Origin of the sequence: Janthinobacterium sp. BJB301, from assembly GCF_002735685.1 — a bacterium.
Classification (GTDB): Bacteria; Pseudomonadota; Gammaproteobacteria; order Burkholderiales; family Burkholderiaceae_D; genus Janthinobacterium; species Janthinobacterium lividum.
In genome coordinates, this window is sequence record NZ_PDZJ01000002.1 from 1,071,725 (window position 1) to 1,084,772 (window position 13,048).

14 protein-coding genes are annotated in these 13,048 nt (G+C 63.0%); 4 read left to right on the plus strand and 10 right to left on the minus strand.

The genetic code is table 11. The annotated features are described in order from the left end of the window. Positions 1-38: 38 nt before the first annotated feature. The 10 genes from CSQ91_RS18110 to CSQ91_RS18155 all read right to left on the minus strand — a co-directional run bounded on the left by CSQ91_RS18110 (position 39) and on the right by CSQ91_RS18155 (position 10,472). The gene (locus tag CSQ91_RS18110) at positions 39-1,430 is read right to left on the minus strand and encodes an SGNH/GDSL hydrolase family protein (protein WP_099389138.1); all 1,392 of its coding nucleotides are present in this window, start codon (positions 1,428-1,430) and stop codon (positions 39-41) included. Between the two features lie 239 nt (positions 1,431-1,669). Continuing rightward, positions 1,670-2,692, minus strand: a complete 1,023-nt coding sequence (locus CSQ91_RS18115; RefSeq protein WP_099389139.1) for an L-threonylcarbamoyladenylate synthase — start codon at positions 2,690-2,692, stop codon at positions 1,670-1,672. Continuing rightward, complete coding sequence (locus CSQ91_RS18120; protein WP_099389140.1) at positions 2,689-3,885, minus strand: 5-(carboxyamino)imidazole ribonucleotide synthase; 1,197 nt, start codon at positions 3,883-3,885, stop codon at positions 2,689-2,691. The genes CSQ91_RS18115 and CSQ91_RS18120 overlap by 4 nt, the downstream gene beginning before the upstream one ends. A gap of 15 nt (positions 3,886-3,900) precedes the next feature. Further along, positions 3,901-4,398, minus strand: a complete 498-nt coding sequence (gene purE / locus CSQ91_RS18125) for a 5-(carboxyamino)imidazole ribonucleotide mutase (RefSeq protein WP_099389141.1) — start codon at positions 4,396-4,398, stop codon at positions 3,901-3,903. A 1-nt stretch (position 4,399) separates the two neighbouring features. Next, a complete protein-coding gene (locus tag CSQ91_RS18130; RefSeq protein WP_034780603.1) occupies positions 4,400-5,293 on the minus strand; it encodes a phosphoribosylaminoimidazolesuccinocarboxamide synthase in 894 nt (297 codons plus the stop codon). Positions 5,294-5,397: 104 nt separating this feature from the next. Next, on the minus strand, positions 5,398-6,462 hold the full coding sequence (fba, locus tag CSQ91_RS18135; RefSeq protein WP_010401625.1) for a class II fructose-bisphosphate aldolase: 1,065 nt from the start codon (positions 6,460-6,462) through the stop codon (positions 5,398-5,400). 82 nt (positions 6,463-6,544) lie between these two features. Then, positions 6,545-7,993, minus strand: coding sequence for a pyruvate kinase (pyk, locus tag CSQ91_RS18140; protein WP_034780607.1), 1,449 nt, complete (start codon positions 7,991-7,993; stop codon positions 6,545-6,547). A gap of 112 nt (positions 7,994-8,105) precedes the next feature. Continuing rightward, positions 8,106-9,317 carry a phosphoglycerate kinase gene (locus tag CSQ91_RS18145; protein ID WP_099389142.1) on the minus strand — a complete coding sequence of 404 codons (1,212 nt, stop codon included), beginning with the start codon at positions 9,315-9,317 and terminating at the stop codon, positions 8,106-8,108. A gap of 77 nt (positions 9,318-9,394) precedes the next feature. Next, on the minus strand, positions 9,395-9,745 hold the full coding sequence (locus CSQ91_RS18150) for an AzlD domain-containing protein (protein WP_034780613.1): 351 nt from the start codon (positions 9,743-9,745) through the stop codon (positions 9,395-9,397). Beyond that, the gene (locus CSQ91_RS18155; RefSeq protein WP_099389143.1) at positions 9,738-10,472 is read right to left on the minus strand and encodes an AzlC family ABC transporter permease; all 735 of its coding nucleotides are present in this window, start codon (positions 10,470-10,472) and stop codon (positions 9,738-9,740) included. The genes CSQ91_RS18150 and CSQ91_RS18155 overlap by 8 nt, the downstream gene beginning before the upstream one ends. A gap of 258 nt (positions 10,473-10,730) precedes the next feature. Between CSQ91_RS18155 and CSQ91_RS18160 the strand changes: the two genes are divergently transcribed. The 4 genes from CSQ91_RS18160 (at position 10,731) to CSQ91_RS18175 (ending at position 13,045) form a co-directional block, all read left to right on the plus strand. Continuing rightward, entirely contained in the window at positions 10,731-10,925 is a 195-nt protein-coding gene (locus tag CSQ91_RS18160; RefSeq protein ID WP_099389144.1) for a zinc-finger domain-containing protein, read from the plus strand. Positions 10,926-10,999: 74 nt separating this feature from the next. After that, complete coding sequence (locus tag CSQ91_RS18165; protein WP_034746103.1) at positions 11,000-11,425, plus strand: YybH family protein; 426 nt, start codon at positions 11,000-11,002, stop codon at positions 11,423-11,425. Beyond that, positions 11,425-12,462, plus strand: a complete 1,038-nt coding sequence (locus tag CSQ91_RS18170; RefSeq protein WP_099389145.1) for a YheT family hydrolase — start codon at positions 11,425-11,427, stop codon at positions 12,460-12,462. Before CSQ91_RS18165 ends, CSQ91_RS18170 begins: the two co-directional genes overlap by 1 nt. Beyond that, positions 12,455-13,045 carry a DUF2946 family protein gene (locus tag CSQ91_RS18175; protein ID WP_099389146.1) on the plus strand — a complete coding sequence of 197 codons (591 nt, stop codon included), beginning with the start codon at positions 12,455-12,457 and terminating at the stop codon, positions 13,043-13,045. The genes CSQ91_RS18170 and CSQ91_RS18175 overlap by 8 nt, the downstream gene beginning before the upstream one ends. Positions 13,046-13,048 lie beyond the last annotated feature (3 nt).

The following is a 13,048-nucleotide window of genomic DNA, read 5'->3' on the forward strand; positions in this document are numbered from 1 at the left end:
CGGCCGCGCCTCCCAGGCACAGCCGGTGCGGCCATCCCTTACAGCCAGCCCCGCACGACCATGTCCTTGGCCACATAACGGGCCAGCAACAGGTTGTTGAACGGCGTAGGATGCACATCGTCGGCATACGAGTAGTGGCTGACGTCGCCCGCCTTCAGGTTCGAGCCATTGCAGACCAGCGAGCTGCCCAGGATATTGCCCGGCGCGCTCAGGTCGCATGCCGTCTCGCTGACGTTGGTCAATCCATACGGGCCAGGATTGGTGCCCTGGTCATGGCTGACGGCAAACACGTCGACCAGCAAGACTTTCGCATTGCCCGTCAAGCCCGCCTTGAGTTCGCCATTGAAGGCGCTGACCATGGCATTGATGAGCGCCTTGGTATTGGCATCCTTGCTCAAGCCCGATGGTGTACCGGCCACGTCCGGCAGGTTGTTGACCACCACATAGTTGGCGCCCTTGGCGATGATCTGATTGGTGATCAGTGCCACCAGTTCCTTGCCGGCCTGTCCCATAGCCGTAACCAGCGCGGGGCCGTTCGCCGCAGCGTAATCGGCGCCAGCCTTGGCACCGGCAGCATTGCCCGTCACCGTCGCATCGGCTTGTGCCTTGGCGACCAGCGGACCATATACGGCAGGCGAAGCGACGGCCGTATTACCGGCAATGACAGCAGCTTGCACGGCGGCACCAACGATGGTCGCCGACGTGGCGCCAGGCGCCGCGCTGGCCGTCTTGACAGCGGCGCCGATGGCAGCCGCTGCCGTGGAAGGATTGGTGGCACCGGCCGCCAGGGCCATGGTCAGGTTGGTGGCGAAGGCCTGCGCGCCAGCGGCCGCGCCAGCAGCCTGGCCAGCGGCAGTCGCGCCCGTTTGCAATGCGCCCAGCTGATACAGCACGTCATTGCCGCCTGCCATCACGAAAACGGCTTCCGTGCCGCTGAACTTGCCGCCGGAAACAGCCAGGTGGTTAGCGATCTGCGTCACCACGGGCACGGTCAGGGCGCCCAGCGGACTGCCCGTCGCCTTGTTATTCGGGCCAACCGGATTGGTCACGCGCGAACCACCCATGGCGTAGCCGAAACAGCCTGCATGCTTGACGCGGGCAACGGCCAAGCCCTGCGCCGCATTGCCTTCCAACCCAGTCTCGGCAGCACATGGCGCGGCCAAGCCGAATTGCGCGGCCAGGTGCTCGGTCCAGTTCTTGCCCGTCAGTTCAGGATTGATCTTGGTATTGTCGCCATTGATGGTGAACTTGCCGCCACCTTTCGCCGCCACCGTACCCACGGCATACGAGCCGACGTCGGACAGGCTGTCGCCGAACGACACCTGCGCCGTGTATTTGACTTTCAAGGTTTGATCACCGCCACTGGCACCGCCGCAACCTGCCAGGACAGCGGCAGCCAGCACGGCCAGCGCGAATTTTGTTTGATGCATTTTGTCTCCTCGGTCTTTTTTCTGGTTTCTAAACGAACGGGCGTGCTATTCGCTACCCAACTAATATGCCATCGTTCCTCAGGCTTGTATAGAAAATATGTTTTAAAAATCAACGGAATAACAACACCGCCGGTGCCCTGTCACAACCGGGCGATCCGCTGAATTATGGAGGATTTACTATGTTTCGTGGCAAGCATCGCTATTGCGCTGCATCAAGAAAAAGCCCCTTGCGGGGCTTTTTATGATGGGGACAGGAATTGCTGCAAGATACCACTTGAGCCGAACGCGGCACGCCGCAAGCGGTCATTCACGCCCAGCCACGCGGGGCCGGTGGGCGGTGCTTCAACGAGTATCAGCTCGGCACCGACCTGGTCCATCGTGCGCAGCGAGGCATACAGCGCATATGCGTAGTTTTCCGGGATCGCCGCCAGGCGCACGCTGGCGCTGGCCGGCGGCAGATCCGAGTAGTGGATCAGGGCCACGCGGCGCCCGTCATTGAGCAGGCGGTTCAAGGTGGCGCCCACGTCGTCGCTGTGTTGCATCGCAACAGGCGTGTGCGGCGCGTAGTGCGATTCCAGGGTGCCCGAGGCGCGCGGCGCAGCTGCGTCCGCCACGGCCGGTGCGCGGCCAATGACGGCAGCGATCTGCTCGCTGCTGATATGGCCGGGACGCAACAGCACGGGACCGTGCGTGGCCAGGCGCGACAGGTCGACGATGGTCGACTCGATGCCCACGTCGCTCTGCCCGCCATCGAGGACCAGGCCCAGCAAGCCGCTATCGAGTTCCGCCGCGAATTCATCGCGCACATGCTGCGCCGTGGTCGGGCTGACATTGCCGAACTTGTTCGCCGACGGTGCCGCCAGGCCGCCGTTGCCGCCCTTGAAGGTGCGTAGCAATGCGATAGCCACCGGATGCGACGGGCAGCGCAAGCCCACCGTATCCTGGCCGCCGGACACGGCGTCGGGAATATGCGCGGCGCGCTTGACGATCAGGGTCAGCGGACCAGGCCAGAAGGCAGCCACCAGTTGCTGCGCTTCCACGGGAATGTCGTCGGACCAGTGCGCCAGGTCGGCGCCGGGCGCCACGTGCACGATCACGGGGTGGTCCGATGGACGGCCCTTGGCTTCATAGATGCGCGCCACGGCGGCCGGGTTTTCCGCATCGGCGCCCAGGCCATACACCGTTTCCGTCGGGAAAGCGACGAGGCCGCCCGCCTCCAGCACGGCAGAAGCCGCTGCCAGGTCGTGTGCGGGCACGCTCACGGCGCGATTCCCAGGATCAGGCAAGCGTCATGCAGGCGCTGCTGCGCTTGCGGCAAGGTGGCGGCGATCAGGGTCAGATGGCCCATCTTGCGGCCACGGCGCGGGTCATCCTTGCCATACAGGTGCAAACAGGCGCCCGGCAGCGCCAGCACCTGGTCCCACGCCGGTTCGCAGGCAACATCGCTGCCATCGGCAAACCAGGCGTCGCCCAGGATGTTGAGCATTACGGCCGGCGAATGCTGACGCACGTCGCCCAGCGGCAGACGCGCCATAGCCCGCACCTGCTGCGCGAATTGGCTGGTGACGCAAGCGTCCATCGTGTAGTGTCCGCTGTTGTGGGGACGCGGCGCCATTTCATTGACCACCAGGCTGCCATCTTCCAGCACGAAAAATTCGATGCACAACACGCCGACATAACCGAGTTCGGCAACCATGGCTTGCGCCGCCCGCTGCGCCTTGGCGGCACAGTCGTCCGACACGTTCGGACCCGGCACGGTGGTGGTAAACAGCACGCCGTCGCGGTGCACGTTTTCGGCGATCGGATACACGACCGATTCGCCGTCCACGCCACGCGCCGTCAACACGGACACTTCATACGCCAGCGGCAGCATCTTTTCCAACAGGCAAGTTACTTGTCCCATTTCCGCGAAGGCGGCGCGCACATCGTCGCGCGTGCGCACACGGAACTGGCCCTTGCCGTCATAGCCCATGCGCACGGTTTTCAGTATGCCTGGCAACAAGTCGTCGTCGATGGCATCGATGTCGTCCTGCGTGGCGATGACCATGTGCGGCGCCGGCAGCACGCCCGACTTGCCCGCACAGTCGACAAAGAAACGCTTTTCCGCGATGCGGTCCTGCGCCACCGATACGCCGTGGGCATCCGGCGCCACGAAGACGTGGTTGGCCAGGCGCGACAGGCTGTCGGCCGGCACGTTTTCGAATTCCGTGGTGACGGCCAGGCATTGTGCCGCCAGGGCGTCGAGACCCGCCACATCGTCATAACCGGCATGGACGAGGCGCTGCGCCACCTGCCCCGCAGGGCAGGCATCGGACGGTTCCAGTACAGCTACCTGGTAGCCCATGCTCTGGGCGGCCTGGGCAAACATGCGGCCGAGCTGGCCGCCGCCCATCACGCCCAGCCACGCCGGTGGATGAGCGGCGGGCAGCAATGGGGAAGTCGATTTACTATTCATTATTTTTCAAACACATTATTCAGGCAAGACCATGGCCTTGGCGGCGGCCGTTTGCGTGGTGCGGAAGGCTTCCAGGCGCTCGGCCAGGGCGTCGTCATTGGCCGCGAGCATCGCCACCGCCGTCAGCGCCGCATTTGCCGCGCCCGCTTCGCCGATGGCGAAGGTGGCGACCGGCACGCCCTTGGGCATTTGCAGGATGGACAGCATGGAATCTTCGCCACGCAAGTATTTCGATGGCACGGGCACGCCCAGCACCGGCACGATGGTCATCGCGGCCACCATGCCAGGCAGGTGGGCCGCGCCGCCGGCGCCGGCGATGATGGCGCGCAAGCCGCGCGCGCGCGCGTTTTTCGCGTACGCATACATTTCGTCGGGCATGCGGTGCGCGGAAATGACTTGCGCTTCGTACGGCACGCCGAACTGTTTCAGGATGGCAACTGCGTTCTGCATCACTTCCCAGTCCGAGGACGAACCCATGATGACGCCGACCAGCGGCTTATTTTGCTCGCTCATCTCAGGCCTTCAGCTTCTCGCCCGTCAGGCGTTCGATGGCTTCGAAATACTTGGCCTGGGTTTTTTCGATGACGTCGGCCGGCAGGGCTGGCGCCGGAGCGGTCTTGCCCCAGGTCAGGGTTTCCAGGTAGTCGCGCACGAATTGCTTGTCGAACGACGGTGGCGAAATGCCAGGCTGATACGAATCGGCAGGCCAGAAGCGCGACGAGTCGGCCGTCAGCACTTCATCCATCAGATGCATGACGCCATTGTCGTCCAGGCCGAATTCAAACTTGGTGTCGGCGATGATGATGCCGCGCGTGGCCGCGTATTCGGCGGCCGTCTTGTACAGGGCAATGGCCACATCGCGCATCTTGGCGGCCAGGTCGGCACCGATGCGCTCTTCCATTTCAGCAAAGCTGATGTTTTCATCATGCTCGCCCAGTTCAGCCTTGGCCGCCGGGGTGAAGATCGGTTCCGGCAGTTTTTCCGCTTGCTGCAGGCCGGCTGGCAAGGCGATGCCGCAGATGCTGCCCGTGTCCTGGTAATCTTTCCAGCCCGAACCGATGATGTAGCCGCGCACGACTGCCTCGACCATGATCGGTTTCAAGCGCTTGGCCACCACGGCGCGGCCCTTGACTTGCTCCACTTCCTCGGGCGCCACCACGGATTCCGGCGCCACGCCGGTCAGGTGGTTCGGCACGATATGGCCCAGTTTCTCGAACCAGAAGTCGCTCATCTGGTTGAGAACCTTGCCCTTGCCGGGGATAGGCTCGTTCATGACGACATCGAAGGCCGACAGGCGGTCCGTGGTGACGATCAAGATCTTGTCGTCGCCAACGGCGTAGTTGTCGCGGACCTTGCCGTGGCCCAGCAATGGCAGGGAGTGGATGGAAGTCTGATAGAGGCTGTTCATAGCGGGGGAATAGTTGGATGAAACGAAACCGGCAGGCAGGGGGTGCCCGCCGGTCGAGAAAGTCGGGCACGGAGCATTGCATCCGGCCCGTTCCAGACAGAATTTTACTTCACAATTTGCGACAGCTCGCCGGCCTTGTAGCGCTCGGCCATTTTTTCCATCGTGATGACCTTGATTTTCGACGCCTGGCCTTCGCAGCCGAAAGCCTGCATGCGCGCGCGCACGATTTGCTCGGCGGCGGTGCGGGCTGGCTTCAGGAAGTCGCGCGGGTCGAATTTCGACGGGTTCTCGAACAGGTACTTGCGGATCGCGGCCGTCATCGCCAGGCGGATGTCGGTGTCGATGTTGATCTTGCGCACGCCGTGACGGATGCCTTCCTGAATTTCCTCGACTGGCACGCCGTAGGTTTCCTTCATGTCGCCGCCGAATTCGCGGATGATGGCCAGCAATTCCTGCGGCACCGACGAGGAACCGTGCATCACCAGGTGGGTGTTCGGGATGCGCGCGTGGATTTCCTTGATGCGGTCGATGGCCAGGATGTCGCCCGTTGGCTTGCGCGTGAATTTGTAGGCGCCATGCGAGGTGCCGATGGCGATCGCCAGGGCGTCGCACTGGGTGCGCTGCACGAAGTCGGCCGCTTGTGCCACGTCCGTCAGCAGTTGCTCGCGGGTCATGGTGCCGTCGGCGCCGTGGCCGTCTTCCTTGTCGCCCTTCATGGTTTCCAGCGAACCGAGCACGCCCAGTTCCGCTTCCACCGTCACGCCGATGGCGTGCGAGAATTTCACCACTTCACGCGACACTTCCACGTTGTATTCGTACGATGCGACCGACTTGCCGTCCGCTTCCAGCGAACCGTCCATCATGACGGACGTAAAGCCCGAACGGATGGCAGCCATGCAGACGGCCGGCGACTGGCCGTGATCCTGATGCATGACGACAGGGATGTGCGGATACGCTTCGACGGCGGCGTCGATCAGGTGGCGCAGGAACGCTTCACCGGCGTACTTGCGCGCGCCAGCGGACGCCTGCATGATCACCGGGCTGTTGAGCGCATCGGCGGCAGCCATGATGGCTTGCACTTGCTCCAGGTTATTGACGTTGAAAGCAGGAATGCCATAACCGTTTTCGGCGGCATGGTCCAGCAGTTGACGCATGGATACGAGAGACATGGTAATACTCCAGATAACAATAGAAACCGTTGCGGCGCTTCGCGGTGGTCAATAACCGCGCCGGCGCCTGAATTCTTGGGCCTTATTCAAATTCGCCCACTGTTACAATCTTCAAGGCATTCGTGCCGCCCACCTGGCCCATCGGCTCGCCCCAGGTGACGACGATCATGTCGCCCTTGCGGACGATGCCCTGCGCCACCAGCAGCTCTTCCGCCTGCTTCAGCACTTGCGCGCTGGGGGCGTTCTGCATCAGATGATACGCCCGAACATTGCGGTACAGCGCGGCTTTGCGCAAAGTCGTCACGCTGGGCGTGAGCGCATAGATCGGCGTATCGATACTGTGGCGGCTCATCCACAAGGCGGTGGAACCCGATTCCGTCAGCGCCACGATGGCTTTCACGCGCAAATGGTGGGCCGTAAACAGCGCGCCATACGCGATCGACTGGTCGATGCGGGTAAATGTGACGTTGAGGAAATCGGCATCGAGCTTGTTGTATTCGGACTGCTCCGCTTCCACGCAGATGGCGGCCATCATTTCCACCGTCTCGATCGGGTACTTGCCCGAGGCCGTCTCGGCCGACGTCATGACGGCGTCCGTGCCATCGAGCACGGCATTGGCCACGTCGGACACTTCCGCGCGGGTCGGCACGGCGTTGACGATCATCGATTCCATCATCTGCGTTGCTGTAATGGCCAGCTTGTTCGATGCGCGCGCCATCTTGATCATGCGTTTCTGCAAGGCCGGCACGGCCGCATTGCCCACTTCCACGGCCAGGTCGCCACGCGCCACCATGATGCCGTCGGACGCATCGAGAATCTCTTGCAGCGCGGGAATGGCTTCCGCGCGCTCGATCTTGGCGATCATCATCGGCTTGTGGTGGTACGGTTCGCCGGCGATATTGGCCAGCTGGCGCGCCATTTCCATGTCGGTCGCGCATTTCGGGAAGGAAATGGCCAGATAGTCGGCCTGGAAACTCATGGCCGTCTTGATATCTTCCATATCCTTGGCCGTCAGCGCGGGCGCGGACAGGCCGCCGCCCTGGCGGTTGATGCCCTTGTTGTTCGACAACTCGCCGCCGATCTTGACGGTGGTGTGGATTTCGCTGCCGTGGATACGCTCGACGATCAGCACGATGAGGCCGTCGTTCAGCAGCAGCACGTCGCCCTTGTGCAAATCGCGCGGCAGGGCCTTGTAGTCGAGGCCGACGCGCTCCTGGTTGCCCAGTTCGCCGTTTTCGCCCCACTTGGCGTCGAGGATGAAGCGCTCGCCCGCTTCGAGCTGGATGCGCGTGTTTTCAAACTTGCCGACGCGAATCTTCGGCCCTTGCATGTCGGCCATGATGGCCACTTCGCGCCCGCACTCGGCCGCCGCCAGACGCACCAGCGCCGCGCGGTCGATATGGTCTTGCGCCTTGCCATGGGAAAAATTCAAGCGCACCACGTCGACACCCGCACGTATCATCTTCACCAGGATATCGAAGTCGGTGGAGGCAGGGCCGATTGTTGCTACGATTTTTGTACCGCGTGGCATAGGAGTCCTTGTGCGCGAGCGAAGGTGAGCAAGGCCGGCTCGATGCTGCATCCGGCAAGGTAAAAGCGCAGCGGTCAGGCTGCGCTTGGTATTGCACTACAGTCAGGCTTTATCAGCCAGCACGTTGCATGAGAATTTCTACTGCGGGCAAAGTCTTGCCTTCCAGGAACTCCAGGAAAGCGCCGCCGCCCGTCGAGATATAGCTGATTTTATCGGTAATGTCGTATTTGGCAATCGCCGCCAGGGTGTCGCCACCGCCAGCGATGGAGAAAGCTTTCGAATCGGCAATGGCCAGGGCCAGGGTCTTGGTGCCGTTGCCGAACTGGTCGAATTCGAACACGCCGACCGGGCCGTTCCAGACGATGGTGCCGGCGGCGGCGATCTGCTGTGCCAGCAGGGCCGCCGTTTTCGGGCCGATATCGAGGATCATGTCGTCGTCCGCCACGTCGGCCACGTCCTTGACGGTGGCAACGGCCACAGGCGAGAATTCCTTGGCGCACACGACATCGACGGGAATCGGCACTTGCGCGCCGCGCTTGGCCATGATCTCGATGATGGCCTTGGCTTCCTCGACGAGTTCCGCTTCCACCAGCGACTTGCCGACGTTCAAGCCGACGGCCTTCATGAAGGTGTTGGCGATGCCGCCGCCGACGATCAGGTTATCGACTTTGTCGGACAGGGCTTTCAAGATGGTCAGCTTGCTCGATACTTTCGAACCAGCAACGATAGCCAGCAATGGGCGGGCGGGCGCGTGCAAAGCTTTCCCCAGTGCATCGAGTTCGGCGGCCAGCAGCGGGCCGGCGCAGGCGACGGGCGCGAACTTGGCGATGCCGTGCGTGGACGCTTCCGCGCGGTGGGCCGTGCCGAACGCGTCGTTGACGTAGATATCGCACAATGTCGCCATTTTTTGCGCCAGCTCATCGCTGTTTTTCTTTTCGCCCTTGTTGACGCGCACGTTTTCCAGCAGGACGACCTGGCCGGCAGCCAGGGATTCCAGGCCGGCACCGTCGACCCAGTTTTGTTTCAATGCGACTTCCTGGCCCAGCAGTTCGGACAAGCGGGCGGCCACGGGCGCCAGGCTGTCGGCCGGCTTGAACTCGCCTTCCGTCGGACGGCCCAGGTGCGACGTCACCATGACAGCGGCGCCAGCGTGCAGCGCGGCGCGGATGGCCGGCACCGAGGCGCGGATGCGCGTATCTTCGGTGATCTTGCCACTGTCATCTTGCGGGACGTTCAGGTCGGCGCGGATAAACACGCGCTTGCCTTGCAGTGCATTTTGGGCGATCAAATCTTGCAGACGAATGAAGTTGAGAACAGCTGACATGGCGATCCAGATGACGAGTGGAAGGAAGTGCGCTATTTTACCGCAATGCCCAGCGCAAATCCCCGATTTGTCCTGCTTTACTGAAAAACGTGCAACAGTCGCAAGCCCGTGAAAACCAGCATGCCAAACACGATGGTTTGCAGCATATTGCGGCGGATCACAAAAAAGAGCGTGGCGGCAATACCGGATAACAGTTTCAAATTGGACAATTCAAGGTGCACTTGCTGCCCCTCCATCAGCATGTCGGGCGCGATGATGGCCGCCAGCGCGCAGGCCGGCGCGTAGCGCAGCATCTCGCCCACGCGGCGCGGAATGGTGATGTGATGGCCGATCAGCCAGAAGGTGCTGCGCGTGGCGGCTGTCGCCACTACCAGCACGGCAATGGCGATCCACACGTCGGCCCTGCCCCAGTCTATGCCGTCAAACATGGCGTTTTGTCCATTTTTCTGTCAACTCTTCCACGGCCATCGCGCTGACCATGCCCACCAACACGGCCACCAGCAAGCCCAGCTTATACGGCAGACTGAAGGCCAGCACGGCCACCGTGCCCGCCACCAGCACGCCGCACAGGGCGGCGCGGCTGAGGATCAGCGGCACCGTCACGCACAGGATCGCCAGGGTGCCGGCAAAGCCCAGCCCCCATTCGGCCGGCACGACAGCGCCCAGCACGATGCCGATGAAGGAACCGATTTGCCAGGCCAGCCAGTTGGGATAGATCAAGCCTTTCAGGAAAGGCAGCTTGGCCGGGTCCGGCGTTTCATGGGGGTAGCGCTGCAGGAACAGGCCCACCGTGATGTCGCCCGCCACATAGCCGAGCGCAAAGCGCTGGCGCCACGGCAGATGGGAAAAATGGGGCGCCAGCAGCACGGAAAAGATGACAAAACGCAAATTGACGACGAGGGCCGTGGCAAAGATCACCCACACGGGCGCCTGCGCGGCCAGCAGCGGCAAGGACGCGAGCTGGGCCGAACCGGCAAAGACAAACAGGGTCATGGCCCCCGCCTGCGCGACAGTCAGGCCGCTTTTCACCATGGCCACGCCCACCACCATGCCCCAGGCGGCGATGCCCAGCAGGGTAGGCGCACCCAGATTCAGGCCGGCGCGCCAGGCGTCTTTCAGCAGGGCATCCTCGCTGGCGGCCGGGACGGCGTTCACGCGATGCTCCTGCAGGCGTATTGTGGTAACTGCACAACAATGGTGCGCGGAGAAAGGCTCCGCAACGGTGATACCGGCAAGGCAAATCCAGTCAGTGTGGCGCTGCAGCTGCCATATTTCCGCAAAAACCCGCGCCGCAGCCGAAGATGATCGAGCCGCCATTTTAGCCATGATTTTTGCTGTCTGCCTGAATCCGTTAAAATCGTGGTTTTGGCAGCAGCCGACTTCCTTCCATACAGCCTCACGGAGCATGACAAGATGACAAAAATCACCCAGCCAGCGGTCGAACTCGACAGTAAAGACCTGCCAGCCCACTGCCCTAACCCGGCCATGCCGCTGTGGTCGTCGCATCCGCGTGTGTTCCTGGAATTCAACAAGGACGGTATCGCCAAGTGCCCTTACTGCGGCACGGCCTACACCCTGAAGGAAGGCGCCAGCGCCGGCCATCATTAAACTGCCCAGCGGCGCGCCCCCAGCGCGCCGTTTTCATTTACACAGCTAGCTGTACCGATCAAGCCGGAGTCGTCATGAAACGTCTGAAAGAACTCAATGGCAGCGCCGCCGAAGTCGAAGCGGCGTTCTACGATGCCTTGCACCGCGCCGACCTCGAAGCGCTGATGGCGCTATGGGCCGACGATGAAGAGATCGTCTGCATCCACCCGGGCGGCGCGCGCCTGATCGGCCACGCCGCCATCCGCGCCTCGTGGGAAACCATTTTGGCCGGCGGCGGCCTGCACATCGTGCCGGCGCAGCTGCATGAAACGCACAATCTGATGAGTTCAGTGCACACGGTGATCGAAGGCGTCACCCAGGAAGAGGGCGGTCCGGCGCATCTGCTGGCGACGAATGTGTATGTAAAAACGCCGCGCGGCTGGCGCATCGTGCTGCACCACGCCTCCATCGCCCCCGGCGGCGCACCGGCCGACGCCGCGGGGACGCAGATCCTGCACTGATGTCTTTGCCTCTTATCTACAACGCCCCCTACACCGCCCCGCTCTGGCTGCCTGGCGGCCACGCGCAGACGATTTATCCGGCCGTGTGCCTCGCCAAGCCTGCCGTGGCCTTCCGCCGCGAACGCTGGCAAGCGCCCGATGGCGACTTCGTCGACGTCGACCTGGTCGATGGCCAGCCGGGCCAGCCCTTCGTGGTGCTGTTCCACGGCCTGGAAGGCTCGTCGAACAGCCATTACGCGCGCGCCCTGATGGCCGAGGTGGCAGCGCGCGGCTGGTCGGGCGCCGTGCCGCATTTTCGCGGCTGCTCGGGCGAAGCGAACCTGGCGCCGCGCTTTTACCATTCGGGCGACGCGCAGGAAGTGGACTGGGTCATGCGCACGCTGCGCCCGCGCGCCACGGGAAAATTTTACGCGGCCGGCGTGTCGCTGGGCGGCAATGCCCTGCTGTGCTGGCTGGGCCAGTCGCAGCACCAGGCCGATTTCATCGATGCGGCGGCGGCCGTGTCCGCCCCGCTGGACCTGGCGCAAGGGGGCAAGGCCCTGTCCTCCGGCGCCAACCGGCTCTACACGCGCATGTTCCTGAACACGCTCAAGCCGAAATGCCTGGCCAAGCTGGAACAGTATCCCGGCCTGTTCGCGCGCGACGCCATGCTGACCGCGCGCGACTTGCACGCCTTCGACAATGTCGTCACGGCGCCCTTGCACGGCTACCGCGACGCCGACGATTACTGGCACCGCGCCAGCGCCAAGCACGTCTTGCACGACATCACCGTGCCGACCCTGGTACTGAATGCGCAAAATGACCCCTTCCTGCCCGGGCGCTTCTTGCCGCGCAGCGCCGCGCCGCAGGTCACGCTCGAATATCCGCGCCACGGCGGCCACGTCGGCTTTGCCGCTGGCAAGTTGCCGGGAAGCACACGCTGGCTGCCGCAACGCCTGATCCATTTTTTTGAAGGCGGCAACACGGCGCCATCGGCACCGCAAACCTGTCACGCTGACGGCACGCGCACTCACACGGAAAACGCTACACATGGATGAACTCGTCAAGCAGGCCCTGACCAAATGGCCGAACGTGCCCCACTGCTACGGCTGGCTGGGCCTGGACGCGCGCGGCCACTGGCGCATGCGCGACCAGCATGCGCAACAGCAACAACTGCCAGGCGACAAGATCGCCCACGTGGCCCTGTTGGGATTTATCAACCGCAATTACGATCATGACGAACGCGGTTGCTGGTTTTTCCAGAACGGCCCGCAGCGCGTGTATCTGAATCTGGAAGCGACGCCGTATATCGCCCGCAGCGACCCGCAGCACGGTTTTGTCTTGCAGACGGGTGCGCCGCTGGAACAGATCGAGCAAGCGTATTGGTGCGATAACGGCGCGCTGATCCTGCGCCACGGCGACATCGTCGCGCAGGTCGATGACCGCGACATGGCCCAGGTGCTGCCTGCGCTGCGCCTCGACGGGCAAGCGGTGGGCGACGAAGCCCTGCTGGCCTGGCTGGAAGATGCGCAAGGCAATTTGATGTTATTGCATAACGGCAAGGAGATTGCCGTGCAGCCGCTGGCCTATGCCAGCGTACCGCAGACCTTCGGCTTCCAGCAGGCGCCGCAAGCCGAATAAAAG